21 protein-coding genes are annotated in these 26792 nt (G+C 29.5%); 11 read left to right on the top strand and 10 right to left on the bottom strand.

The window, feature by feature from the left end; genetic code table 11:
* Positions 1-5: 5 nt before the first annotated feature.
* From VJY38_RS03100 to VJY38_RS03080, 5 genes are all read right to left on the bottom strand, one after another.
* Entirely contained in the window at positions 6-1586 is a 1581-nt protein-coding gene (locus VJY38_RS03100) for a WD40/YVTN/BNR-like repeat-containing protein (RefSeq protein ID WP_353679207.1), read from the bottom strand.
* A 15-nt stretch (positions 1587-1601) separates the two neighbouring features.
* Positions 1602-2423, bottom strand: a complete 822-nt coding sequence (locus VJY38_RS03095; protein WP_353679206.1) for a hypothetical protein — start codon at positions 2421-2423, stop codon at positions 1602-1604.
* 185 nt (positions 2424-2608) lie between these two features.
* Positions 2609-3604, bottom strand: coding sequence for a site-2 protease family protein (locus VJY38_RS03090; protein ID WP_353679205.1), 996 nt, complete (start codon positions 3602-3604; stop codon positions 2609-2611).
* A 2-nt stretch (positions 3605-3606) separates the two neighbouring features.
* Positions 3607-4434: a DUF1207 domain-containing protein gene (locus VJY38_RS03085; protein ID WP_353679204.1), complete on the bottom strand. Its 828-nt coding sequence runs from the start codon at positions 4432-4434 to the stop codon at positions 3607-3609.
* 35 nt (positions 4435-4469) lie between these two features.
* Positions 4470-5561 (bottom strand): glycosyltransferase, encoded by a 1092-nt coding sequence (locus VJY38_RS03080; protein WP_353679203.1) that lies wholly within the window; start codon positions 5559-5561, stop codon positions 4470-4472.
* A 77-nt stretch (positions 5562-5638) separates the two neighbouring features.
* On the opposite strand from VJY38_RS03080, the gene rsmA reads away from it, so the two are divergent.
* From rsmA to ubiE, 3 genes are read left to right on the top strand one after another with little or no spacing between them, the layout of a single operon-like run.
* Positions 5639-6433: a 16S rRNA (adenine(1518)-N(6)/adenine(1519)-N(6))-dimethyltransferase RsmA gene (gene rsmA / locus VJY38_RS03075; protein ID WP_353679202.1), complete on the top strand. Its 795-nt coding sequence runs from the start codon at positions 5639-5641 to the stop codon at positions 6431-6433.
* A gap of 24 nt (positions 6434-6457) precedes the next feature.
* Positions 6458-7405 carry a phosphatase PAP2 family protein gene (locus tag VJY38_RS03070; RefSeq protein WP_353679201.1) on the top strand — a complete coding sequence of 316 codons (948 nt, stop codon included), beginning with the start codon at positions 6458-6460 and terminating at the stop codon, positions 7403-7405.
* Between the two features lie 17 nt (positions 7406-7422).
* A complete protein-coding gene (ubiE, locus tag VJY38_RS03065) occupies positions 7423-8112 on the top strand; it encodes a bifunctional demethylmenaquinone methyltransferase/2-methoxy-6-polyprenyl-1,4-benzoquinol methylase UbiE (protein ID WP_353679200.1) in 690 nt (229 codons plus the stop codon).
* A gap of 6 nt (positions 8113-8118) precedes the next feature.
* Here the strand turns inward: ubiE and efp are convergent, their stop codons facing one another.
* The 5 genes from efp to mutS all read right to left on the bottom strand — a co-directional run bounded on the left by efp (position 8119) and on the right by mutS (position 14090).
* Positions 8119-8682, bottom strand: coding sequence for an elongation factor P (gene efp / locus VJY38_RS03060; RefSeq protein ID WP_353679199.1), 564 nt, complete (start codon positions 8680-8682; stop codon positions 8119-8121).
* Between the two features lie 68 nt (positions 8683-8750).
* Positions 8751-9833: a prephenate dehydrogenase/arogenate dehydrogenase family protein gene (locus VJY38_RS03055; protein WP_353679198.1), complete on the bottom strand. Its 1083-nt coding sequence runs from the start codon at positions 9831-9833 to the stop codon at positions 8751-8753.
* Positions 9834-10847 (bottom strand): 3-deoxy-7-phosphoheptulonate synthase, encoded by a 1014-nt coding sequence (gene aroF, locus VJY38_RS03050; RefSeq protein WP_353679197.1) that lies wholly within the window; start codon positions 10845-10847, stop codon positions 9834-9836. It abuts the gene before it with no gap.
* Between the two features lie 14 nt (positions 10848-10861).
* The gene (locus VJY38_RS03045; RefSeq protein ID WP_353679196.1) at positions 10862-11491 is read right to left on the bottom strand and encodes a DUF1684 domain-containing protein; all 630 of its coding nucleotides are present in this window, start codon (positions 11489-11491) and stop codon (positions 10862-10864) included.
* Positions 11475-14090, bottom strand: coding sequence for a DNA mismatch repair protein MutS (gene mutS, locus VJY38_RS03040; protein WP_353679195.1), 2616 nt, complete (start codon positions 14088-14090; stop codon positions 11475-11477). Before mutS ends, VJY38_RS03045 begins: the two co-directional genes overlap by 17 nt.
* Positions 14091-14295: 205 nt before the next feature.
* Between mutS and VJY38_RS03035 the strand changes: the two genes are divergently transcribed.
* From VJY38_RS03035 to nusA, 8 genes are all read left to right on the top strand, one after another.
* Entirely contained in the window at positions 14296-17982 is a 3687-nt protein-coding gene (locus tag VJY38_RS03035) for an alpha-amylase family glycosyl hydrolase (RefSeq protein ID WP_353679194.1), read from the top strand.
* A gap of 106 nt (positions 17983-18088) precedes the next feature.
* Complete coding sequence (locus tag VJY38_RS03030; RefSeq protein WP_353679193.1) at positions 18089-18430, top strand: hypothetical protein; 342 nt, start codon at positions 18089-18091, stop codon at positions 18428-18430.
* Entirely contained in the window at positions 18427-20706 is a 2280-nt protein-coding gene (locus tag VJY38_RS03025; RefSeq protein ID WP_353679192.1) for a FlgD immunoglobulin-like domain containing protein, read from the top strand. The genes VJY38_RS03030 and VJY38_RS03025 overlap by 4 nt, the downstream gene beginning before the upstream one ends.
* Positions 20707-20918: 212 nt before the next feature.
* Entirely contained in the window at positions 20919-22625 is a 1707-nt protein-coding gene (gene recN, locus VJY38_RS03020; RefSeq protein WP_353679191.1) for a DNA repair protein RecN, read from the top strand.
* A gap of 100 nt (positions 22626-22725) precedes the next feature.
* Complete coding sequence (locus VJY38_RS03015; protein WP_353679190.1) at positions 22726-23799, top strand: DUF6588 family protein; 1074 nt, start codon at positions 22726-22728, stop codon at positions 23797-23799.
* A gap of 33 nt (positions 23800-23832) precedes the next feature.
* Complete coding sequence (hemW, locus tag VJY38_RS03010; RefSeq protein WP_353679189.1) at positions 23833-24963, top strand: radical SAM family heme chaperone HemW; 1131 nt, start codon at positions 23833-23835, stop codon at positions 24961-24963.
* Positions 24964-25067: 104 nt separating this feature from the next.
* Positions 25068-25511 carry a ribosome maturation factor RimP gene (gene rimP, locus VJY38_RS03005; protein WP_353679188.1) on the top strand — a complete coding sequence of 148 codons (444 nt, stop codon included), beginning with the start codon at positions 25068-25070 and terminating at the stop codon, positions 25509-25511.
* A 15-nt stretch (positions 25512-25526) separates the two neighbouring features.
* Positions 25527-26774, top strand: coding sequence for a transcription termination factor NusA (gene nusA, locus VJY38_RS03000; protein ID WP_353679187.1), 1248 nt, complete (start codon positions 25527-25529; stop codon positions 26772-26774).
* Positions 26775-26792 lie beyond the last annotated feature (18 nt).

Genomic DNA, 26792 nt, shown 5'->3' with positions numbered 1-26792 from the left:
TGTTATTACATTAATACAATTATTTTACCAAATAATGGTTCGTTTGAATCGATATCAATTCTATAAAAATAAACTCCATTTGGAACAATCTTTCCATTTTCGTCTTTTCCATCCCAGAACTCAATTTGTTCACCTTTTAAAGTTTTGTTTACATTTTGAATTAGAGTTCTTACCAAATTCATTCCAAAATCAAAAATTCTTATAGTAACATTAGCACTTTTTTCAATTTTATATTTTATTCTAACAACTTCCTCATCAGGAGAAAATGGATTTGGGAAAGCATAAGAATCATTTGAAGTATTCAATTTTTTTGATGAAAGAAATACTTTCCATTCACCATCCCAGTTATTGTTGATATCTGTAAATTTAACCAGACCATCAAGTGTACCAATCCAGATATCTGTAACAGATTCTTTTTGTTTAACCTTTACTGCTCTATATCTTTGATTTTTGATATTAATAGGAAGACCAGTTTTACTATCAATTATTTCTTGAACAGCAAGCCAGGATTTGCCTGAATTGTTAGATCGAAACAAACCATTTTCGGTTGCAGCAAAAATATCAGCGTGTGTATAATTGTTTGCATCTCCGTAGTATTTAAAATCAATATCTAAAATCTTTTCGTTTGTAAGAAAAGTTTTCCAGGTTTTGCCACCATCATTTGAAGAACTTAATGCATAATATTCATCTAAACCTTCGGCTTTCCACGTAGCAGCCCAGATAGAATTATCAAACTTATTGTGTTGAATTGAAAGAATAAAATTACCACTTATAGGTTGTTCTTGATTTGTATGATTAAATTTAATCCAGCTTATACCACCATCAGTACTTTTATTAATACCACCAGCAGTACCAACATAAATTGTTGTATCATCAACTGTTAATAAAGAGAATGCTCTATGATTCAAATAAGATTCTTTACCAAATTTACCTGCAACAGGTTGAAGTGAAAATTTTAAAGTATCAGTTGGTTTAATTGAATCCAGATTATCTGGTGGAAGAACAACTCGTTGCCAGGTTTTTCCCATATCAGTTGATTTTCTCAATCCACCTGCAAAGCAAACAATCCAGATTGTGTTTTTTGTGAATGCAATATCATAAACAAAATTTTGTTGTGGAACAGTAACAGGAAGAGCACGAATTTTATTGATTCCATAAGTGATAATAGAATCGCTAGGATCATCAACTGGTTGTTTAATGTTGTTCCAGGTTTTACCAAAATCTGTTGAATAGTGAAGTCCTGTTCCAGTAGGAACACTTGAGCCTGCTATATTATCCATCTTCCACGTAGCTGCCCATACTGTTCCATTATAATATCCTATAGCCGAAACACCATCTTCACCAAAATCTTTATGTCGATAAAAATTAATCCAGGTATTTCCATAATCTGTAGATTTACTCAAACCTTTTGATGTTGCAATCCAGATTGTATCTTCTACAAATAAAATTCGTTCAATTGAGTTACTTGCTGGAAAATCATTAATTGTTTCTGAATCACTTGTAAAAGAAAAACTTTTAGGTAAGTTTTGTGAAAAAAGATTTATTGTCAGACTACCAAAAAATAATACAATTAACAATCTTTTCATTTAATATCTCTTTTTCTAATTCAGAATTAAATAGTGTATTGCTTTATTACTGATTAATCCACCTTTATCTTTAGCATAGAATTCAAATCTCCATTGACCAGCAGGTTGACCAGAAGGGAAAGTAAGAAATACTGAATAAGTGCCATCTTTAGCCACAGTATCTCCATTTATTGATGTATTACCATCATCAAATAAAGGAAATTGAGAAATTCCTTGACTGTTTACCATTTTTGTACCGTCGGGTTTATAAAGTTCATAATAAACAGAAGAAATATCGTTTAAGCCATTGGAATCCTGTACTTTAATCATTAATGTTATTCTCTGTCCATAAGTCGCAGTAGAAGGTACAATAATTTCATTAATTACTGGTGGTAAATTAATTTGCGTGTTAGAGTAATTAAAACTATGAACAGCAACTTTTAGTGATTTATCCTGTGAATATGAAGTTTTGTTTTGTAGATAATATTCGATTAAATATTTACCACTGGGAAAATTTTTGCTCATAGGAATGAGTGCAGTAAAAATATTATCACCTTTTACTTTATCGCCAGATAAAAATAAATCGCCTTCGTCTGACATAAAAATTTGTTCGTGAATAGTTGAAGAACCATCTAAGGAAGTTACTTTTAACCAAACATTGTCAACTGAATTTGTGTTTTTAAATTTGATTGATGTAGCAAATGCAGAGTCGGAACTAAAATAAGTAAATTCATCTGGAGCTTCGATATATTCTACATAAGTGTTAGATAATTTTTGATCAACGATATTATCTGGTATTTCATCGCAGGCAAGTATTGAAATTAATAGAACAACAAATGATATTTTTATTTTATTCACGTATAAGACTTTTATCAATGATTGAAATGTTTTTGTGAAATGATTTAATAAAGGAAAAATCATAGAAAACTTGCCTTTATGATTTAAAAGTTTCGTTAATTTTAGTAGTAGCAATTTTTTCTATAATTTTTCCTTTTATTATTAAAACAAATTTAGACAAAGCTTAATAACAATGTCAAGTTGATTTATAATGAAATAATAAAAGGTGTAGGTGAAAATGAAAGAATAAAAATTGCAATTGCGATATAGCCAAGAATCATTCTTTTATTATCAAGTTTTTCAAAATAGGGAACGGGGGGATGTTTAATTTTAATAACAAAAAATAAGATCAATGCCCAGAAGAGCCATCCACTCCAGCCAAACTCAAAAGGTAATCCAAACAAACTGCTTATTATACCACCTGCACCTAATATCATTAATATAATCATTGATATTCCAGCTATAGCTTCGTGTATTTTTCCACCAAACATTGAATAAATTATATGACCACCATCGAGCTGACCAACTGGAATTAAATTCATTGCAGTGACAAATAATCCAAACCAGCCAACACATAAATAAGGATAGTGATAAACTTCTGACATTGGAGGAATAAAATCTCCAGGTTTAGTAAATAAATATTTTAGTATTTCAAAAATTAGTGTACTTCCGAATTCAAGATTAATTGTGTCTTTTCCATATTCAGGTGAAAAATAATCTGGATGAATTGTAAGTATATAATCAACAGGAGGTAAATGAGTAAATCCATAAATTAGAACTATAATGCATGCAATAAATCCAGATATTGGTCCAGCTACACCAATATCGAACATTGCTTTATTATTTGGTGTAATAGATTTTGTTCTTATTACAGCTCCCATTGTTCCAAAATTAAAGAAGCCTGGTATTGGAGGAAAAGGAATGAAATAAGGAAGTGTTGCTTTAACTCTGTGATACTTTGCAGCAAAATAGTGACCAAATTCGTGACAGGCGAGAACAAAAATAATTGATATAGCATAAGGCAAACCTTTTGTGAAGTCTGTTATCTCATATGGTCCAATTTTTCCTGTTGTCCATTCTAAACCTGCAATAATCGTTGTTAAAAAAGTGATGATTAAAAGAATAAGATGAATTAAATATGAACTTTTATTTTCTTTAGGAGTGTAGTAATCTCTAATTTCTGCTGAAAAGTTTTCGTCCATTTTTATAAGTCCAGATTTATTCCTAATGCAAAATATTTTTTATTAATATCAAAGTATTCGCCATGTACATTTTTACCTGAATAGAAATTTAAATAAGCACTTAAACCTTTTTCAAATGGTTTACCAAATTTAATTCCTGCCGAAAAAGAATGATTTGTTGAATAATTATTTATATGAATAATTTTAAGATCATAAGCGATAAAGGGATTTAAATTATTCCATGAAATTTTTTTTATAAAGTAATCGAATCCAAGTTGATAATTATCTTTTTTTATATAATCAGGGTCTACATGAAAAATATATGTAAAACCAGCATAAACTCTAAGCGAATTAAAAGAATAAAAAGGAACAATTTCAATAAATTCTCTGCTATAAACACGAGGATTTAAATTATCACGCCATTTATTGTTAGAACCATCATAATGTCCATCCACAAAATGAGCACTGATGTGACTTAATCTAAATCTTACTCCAAATTTGTCTTCTCTCATTTTTTTTGTGTAACCAAAATTTAAACCAAATAGATAATCAATAGCATCAACAGGGAAATGAAAATTTTTTTCACTCCTTAAGAGTGAATAGGTAAATAAATCAGCACCAAGTGAATAAGTTGTTTCACCATTCTGAAATTGAATAATATCCATTGAATTTCCAATATCCAATCTAAGTTCGTTTTTCGATAATTGAAAAAGAAAACCAAGTTTTGGTTCCAGAATATTCGCAGTTAATGGCTGGATATTTAGCTTGTCTGGAAATATTTCAATTGTTTTTTGAGATAAAAGTTGTAAAGGAAATATTAATGAAAGCAGAACTATAATTTTAAGTTTCATAATCATTTACTTATAAAAGTTGATAAGTAATTGTTTTAATATTCTCTCCCTTTCCATTTTACTTTGGGGTTAATAAATACTATAAAGGGAAGAATGATAACATAGATAATAAAATAAATTTCAAATGCTAAGAAGTGCTTAAATTTTAATTTTAGATTTAATTTCTTATAAACAGGGTAAATAAAAAAGTAATCAATAAAAATTTTGAAAAAGCATAAATATAATGCAGTGAAAGAAAAAAGAAATGGTGTAAGTATCATTGAAACATGAGTAATATATCCCCATAACATTATCAGATAACCAATTATATCACTTTCAATTCCACCAACGCCCCATCTTTTTTTCTGCCAGTAAAGAGTTTTTAAATCTGGACATGGTTTTGATGTTACAAGTGCTCCAGCATCAAGTGGATAAATTATTTTATATTTTTTTAATCTATTAATTGCCATTAGCAAATTAAAATCTTCTGTTACAGAAAATGGTAAACTTTCGTATCCACCTACTTCGTCGTAAGCACTTTTTCTGTAGGACATATTATTGCCAATACAGCTTAATGGTTTTCCAAGATTCAATGCACCTGATGCAACAGTTAATAAAAAAATAAAATCAATAGCCTGCATACCTGCAAAAGCATTATAATCTTGTTGAGTGGTAAAACCACCAACTAATCCAACATCTTTTTGATAATATGAAACAAGAGTTTTTGCCCATGTAGGGGATACAATACAATCTGCATCTGTTGTAAGAATAATTTCTCCTTTTGCTATTTTAATTGCATTGGCGAGTGCATTGGTTTTTCCTTTAAGTGAACCAATTTGTTTGCTGGGAACAATTAATTTAAACTTGGGTTTGTCTTTAATAAAATTTTCAATGATTTCACCTGTTCTATCGGTTGAGTGATCATTGATTATTATAATTTCTATTTTATTTGAAGGATAGATTAGATTATCAAGAGATTTAAGACAATCGAGAATATTATTTTCTTCGTTACGAGCTGCTACAACTACAGTTATATTGGGAAGTAGTTCATCTTTTATTTTAGGGTATTTTTTCCCTACACCAATAGTAAATATTATTAGTTGAATAAAATATAGAGATAATGCTATAAGAAATATTATTTCAAACATATAAATTTTATTTACATTGACTATCAAATATAATTAATTATACATCATGAATTAAAGAATTTTATAAAAAGAAATCTATGGATGAAAAAATTCAACCATTAAAAAGATTTGGACAAAATTATATATTTGATAAAAATATAATTCAAAAAATAATTGATGAATTTAATCCGCAAAGTGAAGATTTAGTTCTGGAAATTGGACCTGGAAGGGGTGCTTTAACATCTGAATTAATTGGTAAAACAAAAAAATTTATAGCTGTAGAAATTGATAAAAGAATCGTAAAAAAATTAGCAGAGAAATTTCCTGAGCTTGAAATTATCAACGAAGATTTTTTGAAAATTAAACTGGAAAGTTTTGTTGAGTCTAATAATAAACTAAGAATTATTGGTAACATTCCCTATAACATAACTTCGCCAATTTTATTTAAGTTAATTGACGAAAGAAAATTTGTAAGTGATGCACTATTGATGGTTCAATATGAAGTGGCTAAAAGAATTATTGCTAAAGAAGGCACAAAAGATTACAGCTTATTAAGTGTGCTTTTGAATTTTTTTGCTCAAACAGAATTTTGTTTTAAAATTTCTCCAAATGTGTTTTATCCAAAACCTAAAGTTTATTCTGCATTAATTAAAATTAGATTTTATGACTCATTACAGGAAGATGTTGATGAGAAATTATTTATAAGTGTAGTAAAAGCCGCTTTTGGAAATAGAAGAAAGACTTTAAAAAATTCATTAAGTAATAGTATATTTCGCACCATAATTTCAAGGAGTTCATCTGATTCAATATCTCATCTGCTTTCTAAACGAGCAGAAGATTTATCTATAAAAGACTTTGTTGAGTTATATAAGTATATAGAAAAAAATTTATAGAATAATTCACTAAAAATATTGTTCATGAAAGACTCTCATAAAGTTAAGCTGAATATTACGCCCACAGATTTCATTGTGGTTCTTTTTTGTTTATTCTTATCAGCTCTTAATATTATCTACATCGGAAAAATAAATCACTGGAAAGGAAATTTAGTTATCAACATTTTGATCATTTCATATGTTATTTTTATTTCTTACAAAGATCGGAAAGGGAATAGCATTGTCTGGAAACATTTTCATTACTGGTATCTTGTTCCGCTTATATTAATTTTCTTTAAAGAACTTTATTATATCATCGATCCTATACGTGGAGTTATTTATGATGATATTCTTATCAAAATAGATAGAATGATTTTCAAAACAGATCCCACTTATGAATTATACAAGATTGCCAATCCTTATTTAACCGAATTACTTCAAATTGCATATTCCACTTTTTTCTTTCTGCCAATTATACTTGGAGTGGATTTTATACTTACAGGAAAATTTAAAGAGCTTGATTATTCTGTTTTTATTATCGTTTATGGTTTTATACTTTCATACATAGGTTATATTTTAGTGCCAGCCATAGGTCCAAGATTTACACTACATAATTTTGATAGTAAAGAAATTGAATTACCAGGAATATTTCTAACAAACTTTTTAAGAGAAGTAATCAACTTGGGAGAATCAATTCCAAAGGGGGCTATAGATCCTGCAAAATTCGTACAGAGAGATGTTTTTCCAAGTGGACATACACAAATGACTTTGCTTGTTATGATTCTTTCTATAAAATTCAAAAGTAGAATGAAATATTTTTTTATTGTTGATGGAATACTATTAATCTTTGCAACTGTTTATTTGAGATATCACTATGTAGTTGATTTAATTGGTGGTTTTATTTTTATGCTACTTACATTATGGAGCGGAAAATATATATATAACTGGTGGATTAGTGTAAGTGAGGGTTTTAGAGAGAATAGTTGGTTTTAATAATCGAGATTATTAAGATGGATTCATTTCAAAAGAAAAATAAAGTTAAAAGAATATTTGATGCAATTTCTCATCGATATGATTTCTTAAATCACCTTTTGAGTTTTGGAGTTGATTACTACTGGCGTAAAAAAGCAATAAAGCTAAGCAGATTAAATTCAGAATCGATTCTTCTGGATGTAGCTTGTGGTACTGGCGATTTTGCAATTAAAGCTAAAGAATCTGGAGTTAAAAATATCTTTGGAGCAGATTTTTCTATCAATATGTTAAAACTTTTTAAAGAAAAAGCTAAGTGGAGTCATGGAAGATTGGTTCAATGTAGTGCTGAAAATTTACCATTTAAGGAAGGTACTTTTACTAATATAATTGTAGCTTTTGGTGTGCGTAATTTTTATGATATAAGAGAAAGTTTTATTTCATTTTATAGAACATTAAAATCAAATGGATGTCTTACAATTTTAGAATTTAGTCTTCCTTCTAATCCTGTTATCAAAAAAATTTATCTTTTTTATTTTAATAATCTTCTTCCATTTATCGGTAAAATTATTTCTAAAGACAAAGAAGCTTACAGGTATTTACCAGAATCCGTTGGTGATTTTGAAAATAAAATTGATTTAGTAAAACTTTTGAAAGATTGTGGTTTTAATAATATAGAAAAATACTATCTCACATTTCGATTGGTACAGGTTGTAATAGCTACTAAATAAAGTCAATTACTCTTTTACTCTTTCAACATATTCACCAGTTCGAGTATCAATTTTTATTTTATCACCTTCATTAATAAAAAGCGGTACATTTACAACTGCTCCAGTTTCAAGTGTTGCAGGTTTGAGTACATTTGATACTGTATCACCTTTAACACCTGGTTCTGTTTGTGTTACTTCAAGTGTAACAAATATTGGAAGTTCTATAGCAACAATACGGGTATCATCAAATAATATATCAATTACAGTATTTTCTTTTAAGAATTTTTGTCCTTCACCAATTAAGTCTGGTGAAATATTCATTTGTTCAAAAGTTTCATTATCCATAACAACATAATCTGCACCATCTCTATAAAGGTATTGAAATTGTCTTCTTTCAACTCTTACTTCGTCAACAGATTCACCAGCACGAAATCTATTTTCAAGAACACGACCTGTCTTCATATTTTTGAGTTTTGTTCGTACAAATGCACGCCAGTTACCAGGGTTAACGTGTTGAAATTCTACAATTGTCCATAATTCGTTATTCCATCTAATAACCATTCCTGGTCTGAAGTCTGATGTTGTTGCCATTAGTTTCTCCTTATACTTAAAAATGCGGCACAAAAATAGTTAATTAGAAAATTATTTTCATTATTAATTCATATTCTTGTTGTAAATCCCAGCGTTTCCATAATTTCTTTTGCTTTATCTGCAGCATCTTTTGTTTCAAATGATATTCTAAAAGTTCCACCAGTACCTTCACGAATTTTAAGCAATTCTATGTCTTTAATATTAATTCCAGCATGAAATAATGCAGTAGTAATTTTGCTTAAAACACCAGGTTCATCTTTAACGAATACAAATATATCATGAAGAGGGGATAAAAATCCTTTTGTGTTTTTGGGAATTTCATCTCGTTTATTTCTTGCACTTTCAAATTTTTGAGCAATCTTTTTAAGGTCGTTTTTAATAATTGATTTTTTAATTTCTTCTAAGTCAAATATAAAATTATCAATTGCTTGAAGAATGTTTTTATTGTTGAGTTTAATTATAGATTCCCATATTGTAAAATCACTCGAAGCAATTCTTGTCATATCTCTAAAGCCACCTGCTGCATAGTCAAAGAAATTTATATCACCATCTTTTAATGCAGCAGAATTAATTAACGAGACAGCTACTAATTGAGGTAGATGACTTACAGCAGCCACAATAATATCGTGTATTTTGGGATTTAGAAAAGTTATTCTTGCACCAATTTGATGAATTATATCTGTAAACTTCTGGATAAATAAAAAGTCTTGTGCATTATCACTTAAAATATAAATACAATTTTCAAAGAGTGTGGATTCGGAATTTTCATAACCACTTTTTTCTTTTCCAGTCATTGGATGACCACCGATATAAAATCCTTTTGAGTTATTTTCCTGCCATATCTGATGAAATATTTCTTTTACTCCACACACATCTGTTATAATTTGATTCTCTTTTAATTTTGGTAATAGTTGCTTAAAAGTTTCAATTGATGTTTCAACCGGAAAGCACAGGAATATCAAATCTGAATCAAGGGCTTCGTTAATGGAATTTAATTGGCTATCAATAACCTGGTCTTCTGTAGCAAGTCGAAGAATATTTGGTCGATCATAAGCCGAAATATAAAAACCGGGATTTACTCTTTTAAGAGCTTTTGCTAGAGAACCACCAATTAATCCTAAACCAAGTATTGATATTTTTTTTATTTCCAATTATAGATCCCTGCCTATTGCTTGTGCAATTAATTTTAATTCTTTCATAAGATTTAAAAAAGTTTCTGGATACAATGCCTGTGGACCATCAGATAATGCATTTTCCGGATCATCATGAATTTCAATCATTAATCCATCGGCACCTGCAGCTACGGCAGCTCGAGCCATTGGAGGTACCTGATCTCTCATTCCTGTTGCATGAGATGGATCGGCTATAACAGGTAAATGACTTTTTTTATGAACAACAGGTATTGCAGATAAATCAAATGTATTTCTTGTATAATTTTCAAATGTTCTGATGCCTCTTTCGCATAACATTACATTATTATTTCCACCACTCAAAATGTATTCTGCAGACATTAACCATTCTTCTATTGTAGCTGCAATTCCTCTTTTTAACATAACAGGTTTATTTACATTTCCTAATTCTTTTAGTAATGGGAAGTTCTGCATATTTCTTGCACCAACCTGAAATATATCAGTATAAGGTTCAATCAATTCGATGTGACTGATTTGCATTACTTCGGTAATTACAAGAAGATTGTATTCATCAGCTGCTGCTCTCATTAATTTGAGTCCCTCTTCGCCCAGACCTTGAAAAGAGTATGGGGAAGTTCTTGGTTTAAATGCACCTCCTCTAAGTATTTTTGCACCAGATTCTGCTACTATTTTTGCAAGTCTAAATATTTGATCTTCACTTTCAACTGAACAGGGACCAGCCATCATCACAACTTTATTACCACCAATCTCAATATCTTTTATTTTTATGATTGTATTTTCTTCTTTAAAACTTCTACTTGCTAATTTATATGGTGTGGTTATTCGATATACTTCTTCCACACCATCAAGTATACTGATGTTTCTAATATCAAAATTTGGTTTGACACCGATTGCACCTAAAATTGTTCTTTCGGCTCCAACCGATTTGTGTACCTGAAAGCCATATGCTTCAAGATGTTTTATAACATTTTCAATTTGTTCTGGTGTTGCATGTTTTTCGAGAATTACTACCACTTTTTAACTCCTTTCTAATTATGAAATTTTTTTTCACCTGCTTTTATTTCAATTGGTATAAAATCTTCTTTTGTTGGAATTGCACATGAATAATTTGAATTATATGCACAATATGGATTATAAGCTAAATTAAAATCAACAGTATAAATATAATCTGGATTTTCTTGTTTCTCAAAATCAAGATATCTTCCTACGCCATAAGATTCTTTGTTTGTGGTTTTATCTGTAAACCAGATTGTGTAATATTTATCGCCGTTTTTAGAATAACTTTCATAAACATTTATTTTATAATTATTACTTTTATAATTGATAATTACATATCCATATCTTACAGCTTTTCTTGGTTCACCTTTTGTTCCAAATATCGTGATTGTATCTTTGGTTGAATATTCATACAATTTACTTTTGAAAACAAAATCTGGATTAACATCAAAATAATTCAACTCATGGAATTCTATTTTCCCTTTATAATTAAAAGGCGATGAAGGATCATCTCTCATAAAAATATTTTTTTCTTTGCGAATTTTTTCAATTTCTTTTATATAATCTAATTCTGCCTGTGTATATTTTCTTTCACATGAAACCAGAGCTAAAACTATTAATACTGAATGCAACATTTTTTTCGTATTAATCTTTTTTCTCATCTATTTTCTTTTTTAGTTCGTTTAATTTATTAAGTGCTTCGAGAGGAGTTATTTTTTCTATTTGAATATCAGAAAGCTCCTTTCTTAATTCTTCATCTTTCATTTCAAATAAATTTATTTGATAACTATCCTGATATTTCATTTTGGCAAGCTTGGCTTTTTTAACTTCGTATGGAGTTAATTCTTTGCTTTCAAGATTTTCTAAAATTTGTTTTGCTCTTTTTGTTACAAACTCAGGTAATCCTGCCATCTGTGCAACCTGAATTCCATAACTGTGATCAGCACTTCCTGGAGTTACTTTGTGTAGAAATATAACTTTGTCTCCATATTCGCGAACTTCAACTTTATAGTTTTTTATTCTTGGAAACAATTGAGCCATTTCATTTAGTTCATGATAATGAGTAGCAAAAAGTGTTTTTGCATTAATATCAGGATGATCGTGAAGATATTCTGTAATTGCCCAGGCTATTGAAATTCCATCGAATGTGCTTGTACCTCTTCCAATTTCATCAAGTAAAATTAAACTTTTGCTGGTAGCATTGTTCAGTATGTTTGCTGCTTCTTGCATTTCTACAAGGAATGTACTTTCGCCAGAAGCAATATTATCACTTGCACCTACGCGTGTGAAGATTCTATCTACAAGACCAATTCTTGCTTCTTTAGCAGGAACAAAAGAACCAATTTGTGCAAGCAATACTATTAATCCAATCTGACGAAGATAAACTGATTTACCAGACATGTTTGGTCCAGTTAAAATTATAATTTGATTTTCCGAAGTAGAAAGTTTACAGCTATTTGGTGTGAATTTTTCTCCTGGTGGTAAAATTCTTTCAACTACAGGATGTCTACCATCTATAATTTCAATTACATCAGATTCATCAATTATTGGTTTAACATAATTATAATCATCAGCACAATCTGCTAACGACTGAAAACAATCGAGCATGGCAATTAATTGTGCATTTTCCTGAATTTCTTCTACTGCAGAAGCAGCTGCCTGTCTTATCTGCTCAAACAATTCATATTCAAGTTTTGAGATGTTTTCCTGTGCATGCAAAACTTTTTCTTCATACTCTTTAAGTTCGGGAGTAATATATCTTTCACAATTAACAAGTGTTTGTTTACGTATATAATTATCTGGGACTTTATCTTTATTTGCGTGACTAATTTCAATGTAGTATCCAAATACTTTATTGTAACTTACTTTAAGTGATGGAATTTTTGTTCTTTCTCTTTCGGTTTTCTGTAAGTTTGAAATCCAATCTTTTGCATTAGTTGATATTTGTCTTAATTCATCAAGCTCGGGATTGTATCCATTTCGAATAATTCCACCTTCTGATATTGTTGCTGGTGGATCATCAACAATTGCTTTTTCAATCTTTTCAACCAACCATTCAAGACTGTTCAATCTATTGTTAATTGTTCTTAAGGTTTCTGCTTTTGTTTGATCTAATAGTTGTTTTATTAAAGGAATTTTTTTTAGTGATGTTTTAAGATTTATCATCTCTCTTGGATTAATTCTCCCTGTGCAAACCTTCGAAATCAATCTTTCTAAATCACCAATTTCCTTTAATTCTTCTTGAAGATTTTTTCTAAGTACTTTGTTATTAAAAAATTCTTCAACACATTCCTGACGTTTAAGAATTGGCTCAAGTTTAAGCAGAGGAGCAGTAATCCATTTCTTTAGCAATCTTCCCCCCATAGCAGTTTGTGTTCTATCGAGTATAGAAATTAGTGAACCTTCTCTTTCTCCTTCTTGCATTGTAAACAAAATTTCAAGATTGCGTTTAGTTGAATAATCGAGAATCATGTAATCAGATGGATTGTAACGTTTTATTTTACTTATATGGGGAAGATTTGCTTTCTGAGTTTCTCTTAAATAATTCAGAGCTGCTCCCGATGCTGAAATGGCTGCAGTCATATTTTCAATGCCAAAACCTTTCAATGTTTTTATATTGAAGTGATTCATTAAAAGTTCGGAACAATAATCATGATCAAAAATCCAGTCATCCAATTTTGTTATTCTTGCACCTGGAGCAAATTTATTGATTAATGGTTCTAATTCTTGTTTGGATTTTTTTGAAATTAAAATTTCAGATGGATTGATAAGTCCAAATTGATTACTCAATTCAGATTTTTTTACTTCGTATGTTTGAAATTCTCCAGTAGAGATATCACAAAATGCCAGTCCACAAATATCATGTTCAATATAAATTGAAAGAAGATAATTATTTTTTTTATGATCAAGTAATTTATCTGAAAAAGCAACACCTGGAGTTACAACTTCTATTACATCTCGTTTTACAATGCCTTTAGCAAATTTTGGATCTTCCAGTTGTTCACAAACTGCAACACGATAACCTGCACGGACCAGTTTTGGTAAGTATGTATCTAAAGCGTGGTGGGGAAATCCAGCAAGCGGCACATTTTCTGCAGCTCCATTTGATCGTTTTGTTAGTGTAATTCCTAAAACTTTCGAAGCAATTTTTGCATCTTCTTCAAATGTTTCGAAGAAATCTCCTACTCTGAAAAGCAAAATTGTATCTGGATACTTTTCTTTAATCCTTGTATACTGTGTCATTAATGGCGTAATAGACATAGAAAAAGTAAATTTTTTTTAAAAAAAATATACTATAATGTATAACTAATCACAATTTGTACAGGTTTCTTAATCCTGTTGAATTTAAATATAATCACATTTTTACGATAATAAATAAAATATGGAAAAGATAACGTGCTCAAATATTCTTTAATGAGATTACTTAATTAGTTATATTGTAAAAAGAAAAGTAATTATTTTGATAATGAAGAAAGAATTAACTCAAATTAAATGCAAATACTACTCTGATGAATTTTTTTCACAAAGAGTTTTTCCAAAATATGAATTTCATATTGCGAAGGAAATTAGAAAAAAGTATGAATTTAGTGATGAAATATTTTCTATAACAGGAAATGTAATATTTGTTGATTTTCAATCAGTTAGATTATTTGTTCACAAAATAAATTCAAAAAGAAAATTAGAAGATCATATACAGGCAGGGAAATTAAATGCATCTGCTTTAATTGATGAGATTTATCATTATTTATGCAGACAATATGAATTTCATGTAAATCCAGGTGTCTATCAAAGAGCATTAGATTATCTCCAGAATGAATTAGGAGAAAAAGAACTCAATAAGATTTTGTTTGAATTTGTGGATTTATTCCCACCATTAAATGTTTTCAAAAACGAAATAAATGTAATTGATTATCTGAATTCTTACACTGAAGGTAAATCGAATCTGGAAATTACTCTCGAAGAATTAATTCTTCTCTACTTTGCTAATCTTAATCCAGCTAATAAAAATATTATTGAATTATTTGATGAAAATTATTTCTCGAACAGACATTTATACAAAAAAATCATTTCTGCACTTGAATCTTTCTTTGTTAATGAAAAAAAGTTTGGTATAGATAATCAGGATCTATTTACATTTTTTAAAACTCCAATTCTTGTTGCCCCAGATAATGTTGAAGCTCAACTTGACTTTATAAGAGAAAAATGGGGAGTTCTTCTTGATGAAAAATTCATCCAGAAAATATTAAGAAGTAAAGATTTTATAAAAGAAGAATATGGTCCTGTAATTGGTGGTGGACCTCCACCATTAATTCCTCCTCAATATAAAAGTAAAATTAGTGATGCAGATTTGTTAACACTTGGTAAATCTGCTTATAAATATGCTTATGATATTACAAAAGATTATGAAGAACCAGAGCAATTTACTCTGGATACTGACTGGATGCCTAATGTTATTATGATTGCTAAGAATACATATGTATGGCTTGATCAATTATCGAAAAAGTATCAACGAGAAATTAGAAGATTGGATCAAATTCCAGATGAAGAACTTGAACAACTTTCTCGCTGGGGATTCAATGCATTATGGCTTATTGGTATCTGGGAAAGAAGCAGTGCTTCCAGAAAAATAAAACATTTAATGGGAAATATTGATGCAACTGCTTCTGCATATTCTATTTATGACTATCAAATAGCTAATGATTTAGGTGGAGAAGAAGCATTTCAAAATTTGAGCAGCCGTGCTAAAAAATTTGGTATTCGACTTGCAAGCGATATGGTACCAAATCATACTGGAATTTTTTCAAAATGGATTGTTGAACATCCTGAATATTTTATCCAGACAAAACAACCTCCCTTTCCTAATTACACTTTTTCTGGTCCTGATTTATCTGATGATCCTTCAATTCAAATAAGAATAGAAGATGGATATTGGACTCGAACCGATGCAGCAGTAGTTTTTGAAAGAATTGATAATCGAACAGGAGAACGAATTTATATTTATCATGGTAATGATGGTACAAAAATGCCATGGAACGATACTGCTCAATTAAATATGTTATTACCAGAAGTACGTGAAGCAGTAATACAAAAAATTTTTGATGTAGCACGAAAGTTTCCAATTATTAGATTTGATGCTGCAATGACTTTAACAAAAAGACATTTTTCTCGTCTCTGGTATCCTGAACCTGGAACTGGTGGCGATATCCCTTCACGTACAGATTTTTCGATGACAAAAGAAGAATTTGATAAATTATTTCCTGTTGAATTCTGGCGTGAAGTTGTTGACCGTATAAATGCAGAACTTCCAGATACTCTTTTACTTGCAGAAGCTTTCTGGCTTCTCGAAGGATATTTTGTTCGTTCACTTGGTATGCATCGTGTTTATAATTCTGCTTTCATGAATATGCTAATGCGAGAAGAAAATGAAAAGTTTAGAGATTTAATTACTAATACTCTTGAATTCGAACCAGAAATCCTTAAACGATATGTTAATTTTATGAGTAATCCAGACGAAGAAACTGCAATAAAACAATTTGGTACAGATGATAAATATTTTGGCGTTTGTACTCTTATGGTTACTTTACCTGGATTGCCATTGTTTGCTCATGGTCAGATTGAAGGTTTTATTGAAAAATATGGTATGGAATATCAAAAAGCTTATTATCACGAAACTCCAAATCAGTACTTAATCGAACGACATCAGAAAGAAATTTTCCCGCTGATGAAAAAGCGTTACTTGTTTAGTAATATAGAAAATTTCTGGTTCTACGATTTTATTGACAACTTCGGTCATATCAACGAAAATGTTTTTGCTTTTTCAAATTATGTGAATGAAGAAAGAGTTATTGTTATTTACAATAATAAGTTTGAAAATACTGCTGGTAAGATCTTTCGCTCGACACCTAAATTAATTTCTGTAAATAATAAAAAAGAAATATATACGAAAACTTTAGCATCGGCACTTAACTTAAAACGATCAAAAGAATATTATTATATCTACAGAGATCATGTTACCAATCTCGAATATCTGCGTTCTGGATTCGATTTTGAAATAGAAGGTTTATATGTTGAACTTGGTGCATTTAAATATGCTGTTTATCTTGATTTCAGAGAAGTTTATGATGAATATGGTGATTGGGAAAAATTATACAGAAGATTGAAAGGTGTGGGAGTTCCAAATGTTGCTCGAGCTTTAATTGAAATGAAACTTGAACCAATTCATATTGCTTTCGAAAATATGTTCGACGATGAAATCTTGAATAACTTTATTAAAGCATGCGTTTCAGGCGATAACGAAAAACTTCAAGAATCAATAAGAATAAAGTTTATTGATAAAAAATATTATAGACTATTAAATATTATTAATTCTCATCTGAATCTAAATCAGGATATTAAACCGATACTTAAAAATTTTGATAAAGAAATATTTGCGTTACAAAAGCTAAATCAAATATTGGACTTATTTTTCCCTGTTGAAGAAATTCCTGTTAATTTAGAGTTGCATAAAGCAATTATTACAAATAAAGAAAGAAACTACAGAGAAGATTCAATAATTTTTGTTTTGTGGCTGATAGTATCAAATATTAGCTTACTATTTGAAGATGAAGGTGATGTTAATAAAAAGAATTATATTAATAAAATTTTACTCGATACTCCGATCAGAAATGTTTTGAAAAAATTAGGTCGTGGTGAATATGATATTTATCGTTCCATGCTCTTGATTAATATCTTACAGGAAATTTATTCAGGAGTAATTGAACTATTTTGTATAAGAAAAACCGATTATGAAGAAAGTTATTCTACAAGAATTGAACTCGGTTGTATCGAGAAATTATTACAAAATGAGAATGTAAAATTATTTATTGGCGTAAATGAATACGAAAATATAATTTATTACAGCAAAGAAAATTTTGAAGAACTTCTTGATTGGTTATTAACGCTTTCTATTCTTGAAAATTTAATTTTAATTTTACTTGAAAAAAATCCACAAACAAAAGATGATTTTGAAAAATTGTATCCCGAAATTGTTGAATTGATAAAACATGCGTATCAGAAGTATCAAAAAATTAAAAAACTTTCTGATGATTCTGGTTATAAATTAATGACCTTTATTGATAGCTTAAAAGAAATTTCAATTTCCAGTAGCAATTAAGTATAAAATATTAAAATAATTTGTTATCAAATTATATGTAATTGGAATGTAATTACTATTGAATTATTTGATTTAAATAATTGTTAACAAAATTAGGAAACAAAAGATGATATCAAAAAAAATATTGGGGGCTGTAACTATTGCAACAGTTGCTCTAATTGTGTCATCCTGTTGCTCATGTAAAAAAATTGGTGGAGAAGATAATGTGGTAAATGGATATATTACTGTTGTTGGTAACGAACCATTTGCTAAATTAGCAATCAAAACCATTGAAGATAAAATATTTATTTTAGAGTGTGATGAAGAACTCGAAAAAGAGCTATTAAAGCAACAGGGAAATTATTATTCAATTAAATTCAGCGAAAGTAAAATAGAAATGGATATCCCTGTTTTAAAAGTTATAAGTGCCATTCAAATCGAAAGAGAAAAGAAGGATGAAAGTAAATGAAAAAAATCATTATTCTATGGATAATTTTTTGTGGAATGGTTGTCTATCCACAAGAACTAATTTTGCAAAAACCAGTAAACAAAGATAATTCTAAAAGTTATCCTATTGATCCAAGACCACTGCTTGAAAATTTTAATAGAATAAATGGAATAGATTTAAATCAACCTGTTCAAGAAGAAAATGTTTTAAGAAAAACTACTGCTTGGAATTTTAAAGTTGGCGATACAAAAAAATGGTATGCATCAGATTTTTCATCAAATCAGTTTTATCAAGTTTCATCAACCTGTCGTGCTGTGGGGAATTTTAGTTATATTTTTGTAGAAGATGCTCTGTGGAATAAAAATATTGATGCTGAATCCGTTCAAAAGATTTTGGAGGCATTTGAGCAAAAAACTCCAGCTAATTCTTCTAAAGGAATATATCAAACAAATGTAGAAACATTTGGGAATCCTCCAAATGTTGATGGTGACTCCAAAATCATAATTCTAGTGCTTGATATAAAAGATGGTTACTCAGGAAGTGGAGGTTATGTAGCTGGTTATTTTCATGCTTATCATGAATATACAACAACTCAATATCCAAATAGTAACAAAGCGGAGATTTATTTCCTTGATGGAGTTCAGAACAATTTTGAAACTAATGATGGAGTTGAAACTGCACTCAGTACAACTGCTCACGAATTTCAACACATGATACACTGGAATTATATTCAAGGTGACGAAACATTTTTTGACGAAGCATGGTCTTTAATTGCAGAGGTTATAAATGGCTATCCATTATATAACCAGAGTTATTATGCTAATGAACCGTATAACTATCTTTATGGATGGAGACGTGATGATCAAACTGCTGTATTAGCAGATTATTCTCGTGCTGCAAGGTTTGCACTTTATTTAAAAGAAATGTTTGGTACACAAATATTTAAAAAATATCTTGAAGGTAAAATAAAAGCAGCAAATGGATTGCAATATGCTTTAACTCAATTAGGATATAATAAAAAATTTGTTGATGTTTTAGAAGATTGGTACATAGCAAATTATCTTAACAATAAAAACGTGAATCCTTCCTGGGGTTATAGTTATCCCGATTTACCCAAAATGAAATCTATAATTAATTATAACCCTAATGTGAGTGCTACAAAGAATGTCTTCAAATATGGTGTTCAATATATTACTTTTGTTAACGGTAAAGAACTCAATATAACTTTTAAAAATTTAGGAAATAATCTGAAAGCAAAGGCAATTAAGATTGGTAAAAATTCTGCCAAGGTTGAGAACATAGATTTCAATACTGATTATTTCTTCTCGGATTTTGGAACAACATACGATGAAATTACATTTGCTATTTATATGATTGATGAGAGTGAATCAAAGACAGGTCCATTTAATTTTACTTACGAAGCTACTGGAATATTTGAAAATAGACCTATCGAAATTGCTTATGATTACACAGAACCAGTAGGAGTATATAAATTATCAGTTGGAGATACAGTTGCTGTTGTTTTTAATGGAATTCAAGGAACAAAACTGGATTCTTTTAGAGTTGCTCTAAGAAATATGGTACCTATGCAAGGTGGTATATGGACTTCAACTAATCAGAAAATACTGGCAACTAAATTATTAGGAGTTACGGTAGCAGGTAAAACTACTCCAGCTGTAATCAATGGAAATGCAACTTATCCCTATGAACAACCTTATCCAAACTGGGTTACTGTAGATCTAAGGTCATATAATATTGAAACAAGTTCAAATTTCGCAATTGCATTTGTTATAGATGGTGTTTATGAAAGTTCTAGTTCACCAACTAATAGGGTAATGCATACGAATATACCCGGTTCTTCACCTTACCATAGTTATACATATTTAAATGAACCATCAGGTGGTAAAGAACCAGGATGGTATTATATTGGTGATGGAACAACAATTTCGTTATATCTAATTCGTGCATACGTTAGTTATATAATCTCAGATAATAAAGAAGTTGTTGAGTTAGTTCCAGCTTCGTTTGCACTTGAACAAAATTATCCCAATCCTTTCAACCCTTCAACTATTATATCTTATCAAATTCCAGAGATGAGTAAAGTGCAATTAATTATTTATGATGCAATTGGAAAAGAAGTAAGAAAATTAGTAGATGAAATAAAACCAGCTGGCAAATACCAGATTACATGGGATGGGAAAGATAATTCTGGTAATAGAGTTTCAAGTGGTGTTTACTTCTATAAAATTATTGCAGGGAATTTTGTTCAAACCAAAAAAATGATATTGATAAAGTAACGAAAATAATTACTTTCACTAAATTGAGAAGCACAAGGTTACTTTAGCTTTGTGCTTTTTAATAATACTTTTAGAACACAAAGAGGGGTATTCTATTTAATTGTTAGTTTATAAAATTTATTTTTTAATTTAGTTAGTAAATTCAAAGTTTGTGTTATACTTGATACTTACTTAATACTTCTTCATATTCGTATAAAAATATTTTCACTTCAATGTTAAAATCGCTTCTCATAAAAGACTATGCCTTAATCGAAAATATTGAGATCGAATTTGGAAAAGGTCTCAATATAATAACCGGTGAAACCGGTGCGGGTAAATCTATTTTAATAGATGCGATGAGTTTATTGCTTGGCGAAAGAGCATCAAGTGATGTGATTCGTAAAGGAGCAGATAAATCAATTGTCGAAGGAATTTTTGAAATTTCTAATAATAAAAAAGTTAAGAAAATACTCGATGAAAATGAGATAGAAGCAAATGATGATTTAATAGTAAGAAGAGAAATTACAGCAAAAGGAACAAATCGATGTTTTCTTAACGACACACCTGTTACATTAAATGTTATAAAAGAAATTGGAGATTTATTGGTCGATTTGCATGGACAACATGATCATCAATCATTGTTAAAAACCGAATATCATATTGAAATGCTTGATGAGTTTGCTAATTTAAATGAATACCTTGAAGAGTATAAAAACAATTTATCGATACTTTATCAGCTACAAAAAGAATTAAATGAATTGCTTGAAAAGGAAGCATTATTGAGAGAGAAAAAAGACTTATATGAATTTCAAATTAAGGAAATTGATTCTGTTTCACCCAGAATAGATGAAGAGGAAGAACTTGAAAATGAACTTCAAGTACTCGAAAATTCAGAAAAACTTTTATCATTATCGAATGAAATTTATGGCGAATTATATGAAAGTGAAAATTCAATATATGACCAGCTATCAAAAGTAAAGAATAAGCTGCTTGAACTATCAAAAATTGATAGGACTTTTTTAGAAAAATTACAAGAATTTGAATCTGCAGTTGTAATATTAAATGAAATATCAGAATACCTTAGAAATTATAGGAATAGAATTGATTTAGATCCTGCTCATCTTGAGAGTATTAGAGAAAGAATGGGAGTGCTTAATTTGCTTAAGAAAAAATATGGAGGGACTATAAAATCAGTTTTAGAACACCGTGAAAAGATTGGAAAAGAAGTAGATCTTGCAGAAAATTTTACAGTAAGGATTCAAGAACTTCAGAATGAAATAGATGATTTAAGAAAAGTATGCGGTGATATTGCAAAGAATATTTCACATAAACGAAAAGAAGTATCAAAAATAGTTGAAAGAGAAGTTGAAAATGTATTAAAAACTCTTGGTATAAGTGATCCCAGATTTGAAGTCAAAATTAATAACGAAATAACTGAATTAGAAAATTATATTATAATCGATAATAAAAAATATCGATATAATGAAAGAGGCATTGATTTTGTTGAATTCTATATTTCAACAAATGCAGGAGAAGATACAAAACCATTAGTCAAAGTTGCATCTGGTGGTGAAATATCTCGAATTATGTTAGCATTAAAATCTGTTCTGGCTAAGTCAGATAAATTACCCATTCTGATTTTTGACGAAATTGATACAGGAGTAAGTGGTAGAATTGCACAAAAGGTTGGTAAAGCTCTTAAATCTTTAGCTGCGTATCATCAAATTATTGCTATAACACACCTTCCTCAAATTGCCAGCGTTTCAGATTATCATTATGCTGTCGAAAAGAAAAAGTTTGGAGACCGTGTAGTAAGTTCAATTAAGTTATTGAATGAACAGGAAAGAATTCGTGAAATTGCAAAATTAATAAGCGGAGAAAAAATTACAGAAGCAGCATTAGCAGGGGCTCGAGAATTAATGTCCCAGAAATCAAATTAGTGCTTTTGAACACACAGAGAGAAAAATTTCAGTTTTTTTCTTTTTATCTATTAAATGTATTATTAACTTCGTAACATCAATAAATAATCTGGAGCTTCTTATGAAGAAAGTAACATTATTTGTCATACTTTTATTGCTTACTCAATTCAATCTTAAAGCACAAAGTCTCGAAGAAACATTATCGAATTTATCATCCACAGTTGGAAAAGCTTATGTCTCTCCAATTATTTCAGCATTCGGTTCAAATCTTAATTCTGGGTGGGTTTCAAAATTACCACCTGCGGATTTTCTGGGTTTCCACATTGATCTAAAAGTAATTGCTATGGGTTCATTTTTTTCAAGTGATGTAAAACGATTCAATGCAGCAGGAGATTTTTATTTTTCTGAATATCAGGTGGAGCAAATTCTTGCTCATTCAAATATAACTCCTTCCACTATTGGTTTACAAAATTATAATTACTTAAAGAGCGAAATAGTAAAAACAAAATTCAATGTAAACTTTTCGGGTCCTACAATAGTTGGTAGTAAAAATGAATATTTAAGAATAAGATTTCCTGGAAAAACCATCCAGGCAGGTGACCAGCAATATACAGTAAATCCATATGAAATTACACTTAATGAAGTTAATGGCTTTTTAGATGGAATTCCTGCTTTTCCGACAGGTGCAGTTCAATTGACTGTGGGAACTATTGCTGGCACATATGTATCTTTTCGTTATTTACCAAGCGTAAATGTTGAAGATATGGGAAAATTTAGTTTCTGGGGTGCTGGCTTAATTCATAATCCTGGAATATGGTTCAAGAATCCATTACCACTCGATATTGCTTTAGCATTTTTTACTCAAAAATTAAAAGTTGGAAACATTTTTGAAAGCGAAGCAACACAATATGGAGTATATGCAGGTAAAACAATAGGTTCTATTGTTTCCATTTCTCCTTATGCAGGATTTACTTTTGAAAATTCAAAAACCACAGTAAAATATGATTATCAATCAAATGAAACAGTTAATGGAGTACCTGTTCCTCCAACCCAGGTAAAATTTGAAGCAGAAGGAGATAATAATTCTGCTTTTACTGTGGGACTTAATATTAAACTTGTTGCCATTAATATTAATGCTGATTATAAATTTTCTAAAACCAAAACTGCAAGTGTAGGTGTGTCATTAGGATTTTGATAAATAATTTTTTAAGATCTGGTGTTTTAAGTTATGATTGATACTTCGATTTATATTCATATACCATTCTGCGATCATAAATGTATCTATTGTGATTTTTATTCAATTATAACTCTAAAAAATTTAGAAGAATATTTAAATGCATTAAAAAAAGAGATAGATTTTTTTGCCGATAGATATTCTGATAATAGAAAAATAATTTCAATTTATTTTGGCGGTGGAACCCCCTCTTTGATTGAACCAGATTTAATTAGAACAATTATTGAAAAAATTTCAAAAAGGTTTTTCTTATCCTCCGATATTGAGATTACATTAGAAACCAATCCAGGAACAGTAAACAAAGATAAATTAAAAACTTTCAAAGAGATTGGAATAAATAGATTAAGCATTGGTGTTCAATCATTTAAAGACGAAGAATTAAAATTTCTTACAAGAATTCATAATTCACATACTGCCATTAAAACAGTTCTTGATGCATATGAAAATGGTTTTAAGAATATTAGTATAGATTTAATATTTAATTTGCCCAAACAAACTAAAGAAATCTGGCAGAGAAATTTAGAAATTGCAATAAATCTACCAATTACTCACATTTCAGCTTATAGCTTGATTCTGGAAAAAGGAACAATATTAAATAAAATGGTTCTCGATGGAAAAATCGAAATTCAGGATGAAGATTATGATGCAGACCTTTATGAATATACAATTGACTTTTTGAATCAAAATGGATTCAATCAATATGAAGTTTCAAATTTTGCAAAACCTGGTTTTGAATCTATTCATAATAATTCCTACTGGAGTTATAAAGATTATTTGGGATTTGGCACTTCATCTCATTCATTTGTTGATGGAAAAAGATGGTGGAATTATTCAAGTTTAAGTTTTTATATAAAATCTATAAACGATAAAGGAAATGCAGTAATTGGAGAAGAAATTCTTACAAAAGAACAGATGATTGATGAGTTTGTAATGTTATCTCTCCGAAGTCAGGGTTTAAGTATAAGTAATTTTTATGAAAAATTCGGGAATAATTGGCTAAAAGAGAGAGAATTAAAAATTGAAAAATTAATTTTTGATGGTTTTATAATCAGAGAAGAAGATAAAATTAAATTAACAAAAAAAGGTTATGCATTGTGTGACGAAATAATTAAAATTTTATTATAAAACCATCAATGGATTATTAGTCAAAAATTTGCTAATTCACACAATTATTTATAGATTTGTGGTGTCTAATTTCGCCCCTCGTGGGCGATTTTTGTTTGTATAAAATGAAAAATCTTAAATTAATCGAAAAATTTGAAGAAATAATAGCATCCGAAGGATTTCTGCTAATTGACACAATAATTCGAGGTGACGATAAACTTCGGATAATTGAAATATTTATAGACGGCGAAAGGGCTGTTACGACTGACGATTGTATGAGAATAAGTAGATTGATTGAAAAAGCAATTGATGAAAGTAATTTATTTAAAAACTATCGCCTCGATGTTTCTTCTCCTGGTGTAGATAGACCATTAAAATATCTTGTTCAATATGGCAAACATATTAACAGGAATTTTGAAGTTAACTACAAGGATAAAGATTCAGTAAAAAAAATTACAGGCAAATTAATTCGAATTGATGGGAACCAATTGTATTTTCAGAATAAGAATAATGAAATAAAAATAAATTTTGAAGATATAACAAAAGCAAAAGTATTAATTAGTTTTTGATGGGGAGGTAAATAAATGAACCTTGAAATAGTTGAATCATTCGCACAAATGGTGCGTGAAAAAAGTGTCGATAAAGATGTTCTTGCAGGAATAATCGAAGAAATATTCGGTCTGCTTGTTAAAAAGAAATATGGACCAGATGCAAGATATGATGTTGTTGTTAATATGGATAAGGGAGATATAGAAATTTTTCTTGAAAGAACAATAGTAGAAAAAGTTACAGACCCAAGTACTCAAATAAGTATAGAAGAAGTAAATGCTCGAGGAAATGAAGAGGGTCTGGAAGTAGGTGAAGACTATGTTGAAAAAATCGAACTTTCTCAATTTGGAAGAAGATTAATTAATCTCGCACGTCAAAACCTGAATCAAAAAATTCGTGAGATTGAAAAAGAAATTGTTTATAATGAATATCGTAATATGATAGGCGAAATTGTTGTTGGAGATATTTATCAGGTGAGACGTAATGATGTACTTATAAATCATAATAAAAATGAATTAATACTACCTCGCTCAGAACAAATTCCACATGAAAAATATAAAAAAGGGGAAACAATCAGGGCAGTTGTTAAAGAAGTTAAGAAAACTCCTAATGGTCCAGTTATAATTGTTTCTCGTGCTGATAATATGTTTTTGAAGAGACTATTCGAAATTGAAATACCAGAAATTTATGATGGCATAATTGAAATTAAAGGTATAGCTCGTGAGCCAGGTGAAAGAGCAAAAGTGGCTGTAGAATCTCAAGACGCCAGAATCGATGCTGTTGGTGCTTGCGTTGGTATGAAAGGCGTAAGAATTCATGCTATAGTCCGTGAATTGAATAATGAAAATATTGATGTTATAAATTATTCTGATGATCCTGTTGTGTTTATTCAAAGATGCCTTGCACCAGCTAAACTAAAACAAATTGAAATTGACGAAGATGCAAAAAAATGTGTTGTAACTGCTGAAAGTGATCAGATTTCAATGATAGTTGGAAGAGGAGGAGTAAATATTCGCCTTGCAATGAAATTAACTGGTTATGATATTGAAGTTATTCGTCTCGAAAAACAACTTGATGAATATGAAGAAGATATTGAATTACCAGAATTACGCGAAGAACTTGGAAGTGATATTGTTGATATTTTAATTTCTCATCGATTTGAAACTGCAGTTGAAGTATTGAAAGCTGGAGTCGACAAATTAAAACAACTGGAAGGTATTGGAGAAGAAAAAGCAAAAGAAATAATTCAAATTCTTGAAAACCAATTTGAAGAAGAAGATTAAAATAAATAGGTTTTAGCT

The organism is Rosettibacter firmus, from assembly GCF_036860695.1.
Lineage (GTDB): Bacteria > Bacteroidota > Ignavibacteria > Ignavibacteriales > Melioribacteraceae > Rosettibacter > Rosettibacter firmus.
The sequence above is the reverse complement of the archived record's forward strand: the minus strand, read 5'-3'. Positions and strand labels throughout refer to the sequence as shown.

What these genes read in the sequence shown, in the direction of transcription:
- VJY38_RS03100 (WP_353679207.1), bottom strand. Translation starts at nt 1,586, where the DNA reads ATGAAAAGATTGTTAATTGTATTATTTTTTGGTAGTCTGACAATAAAT.
- VJY38_RS03090 (WP_353679205.1), bottom strand. Translation starts at nt 3,604, where the DNA reads ATGGACGAAAACTTTTCAGCAGAAATTAGAGATTACTACACTCCTAAA.
- VJY38_RS03085 (WP_353679204.1), bottom strand. Translation starts at nt 4,434, where the DNA reads ATGAAACTTAAAATTATAGTTCTGCTTTCATTAATATTTCCTTTACAA.
- VJY38_RS03080 (WP_353679203.1), bottom strand. Translation starts at nt 5,561, where the DNA reads ATGTTTGAAATAATATTTCTTATAGCATTATCTCTATATTTTATTCAA.
- rsmA (WP_353679202.1), top strand. Translation starts at nt 5,639, where the DNA reads ATGGATGAAAAAATTCAACCATTAAAAAGATTTGGACAAAATTATATA.
- VJY38_RS03070 (WP_353679201.1), top strand. Translation starts at nt 6,458, where the DNA reads ATGAAAGACTCTCATAAAGTTAAGCTGAATATTACGCCCACAGATTTC.
- ubiE (WP_353679200.1), top strand. Translation starts at nt 7,423, where the DNA reads ATGGATTCATTTCAAAAGAAAAATAAAGTTAAAAGAATATTTGATGCA.
- efp (WP_353679199.1), bottom strand. Translation starts at nt 8,682, where the DNA reads ATGGCAACAACATCAGACTTCAGACCAGGAATGGTTATTAGATGGAAT.
- VJY38_RS03045 (WP_353679196.1), bottom strand. Translation starts at nt 11,491, where the DNA reads ATGAGAAAAAAGATTAATACGAAAAAAATGTTGCATTCAGTATTAATA.
- mutS (WP_353679195.1), bottom strand. Translation starts at nt 14,090, where the DNA reads ATGTCTATTACGCCATTAATGACACAGTATACAAGGATTAAAGAAAAG.
- VJY38_RS03035 (WP_353679194.1), top strand. Translation starts at nt 14,296, where the DNA reads ATGAAGAAAGAATTAACTCAAATTAAATGCAAATACTACTCTGATGAA.
- VJY38_RS03030 (WP_353679193.1), top strand. Translation starts at nt 18,089, where the DNA reads ATGATATCAAAAAAAATATTGGGGGCTGTAACTATTGCAACAGTTGCT.
- VJY38_RS03025 (WP_353679192.1), top strand. Translation starts at nt 18,427, where the DNA reads ATGAAAAAAATCATTATTCTATGGATAATTTTTTGTGGAATGGTTGTC.
- recN (WP_353679191.1), top strand. Translation starts at nt 20,919, where the DNA reads ATGTTAAAATCGCTTCTCATAAAAGACTATGCCTTAATCGAAAATATT.
- VJY38_RS03015 (WP_353679190.1), top strand. Translation starts at nt 22,726, where the DNA reads ATGAAGAAAGTAACATTATTTGTCATACTTTTATTGCTTACTCAATTC.
- hemW (WP_353679189.1), top strand. Translation starts at nt 23,833, where the DNA reads ATGATTGATACTTCGATTTATATTCATATACCATTCTGCGATCATAAA.
- rimP (WP_353679188.1), top strand. Translation starts at nt 25,068, where the DNA reads ATGAAAAATCTTAAATTAATCGAAAAATTTGAAGAAATAATAGCATCC.
- nusA (WP_353679187.1), top strand. Translation starts at nt 25,527, where the DNA reads ATGAACCTTGAAATAGTTGAATCATTCGCACAAATGGTGCGTGAAAAA.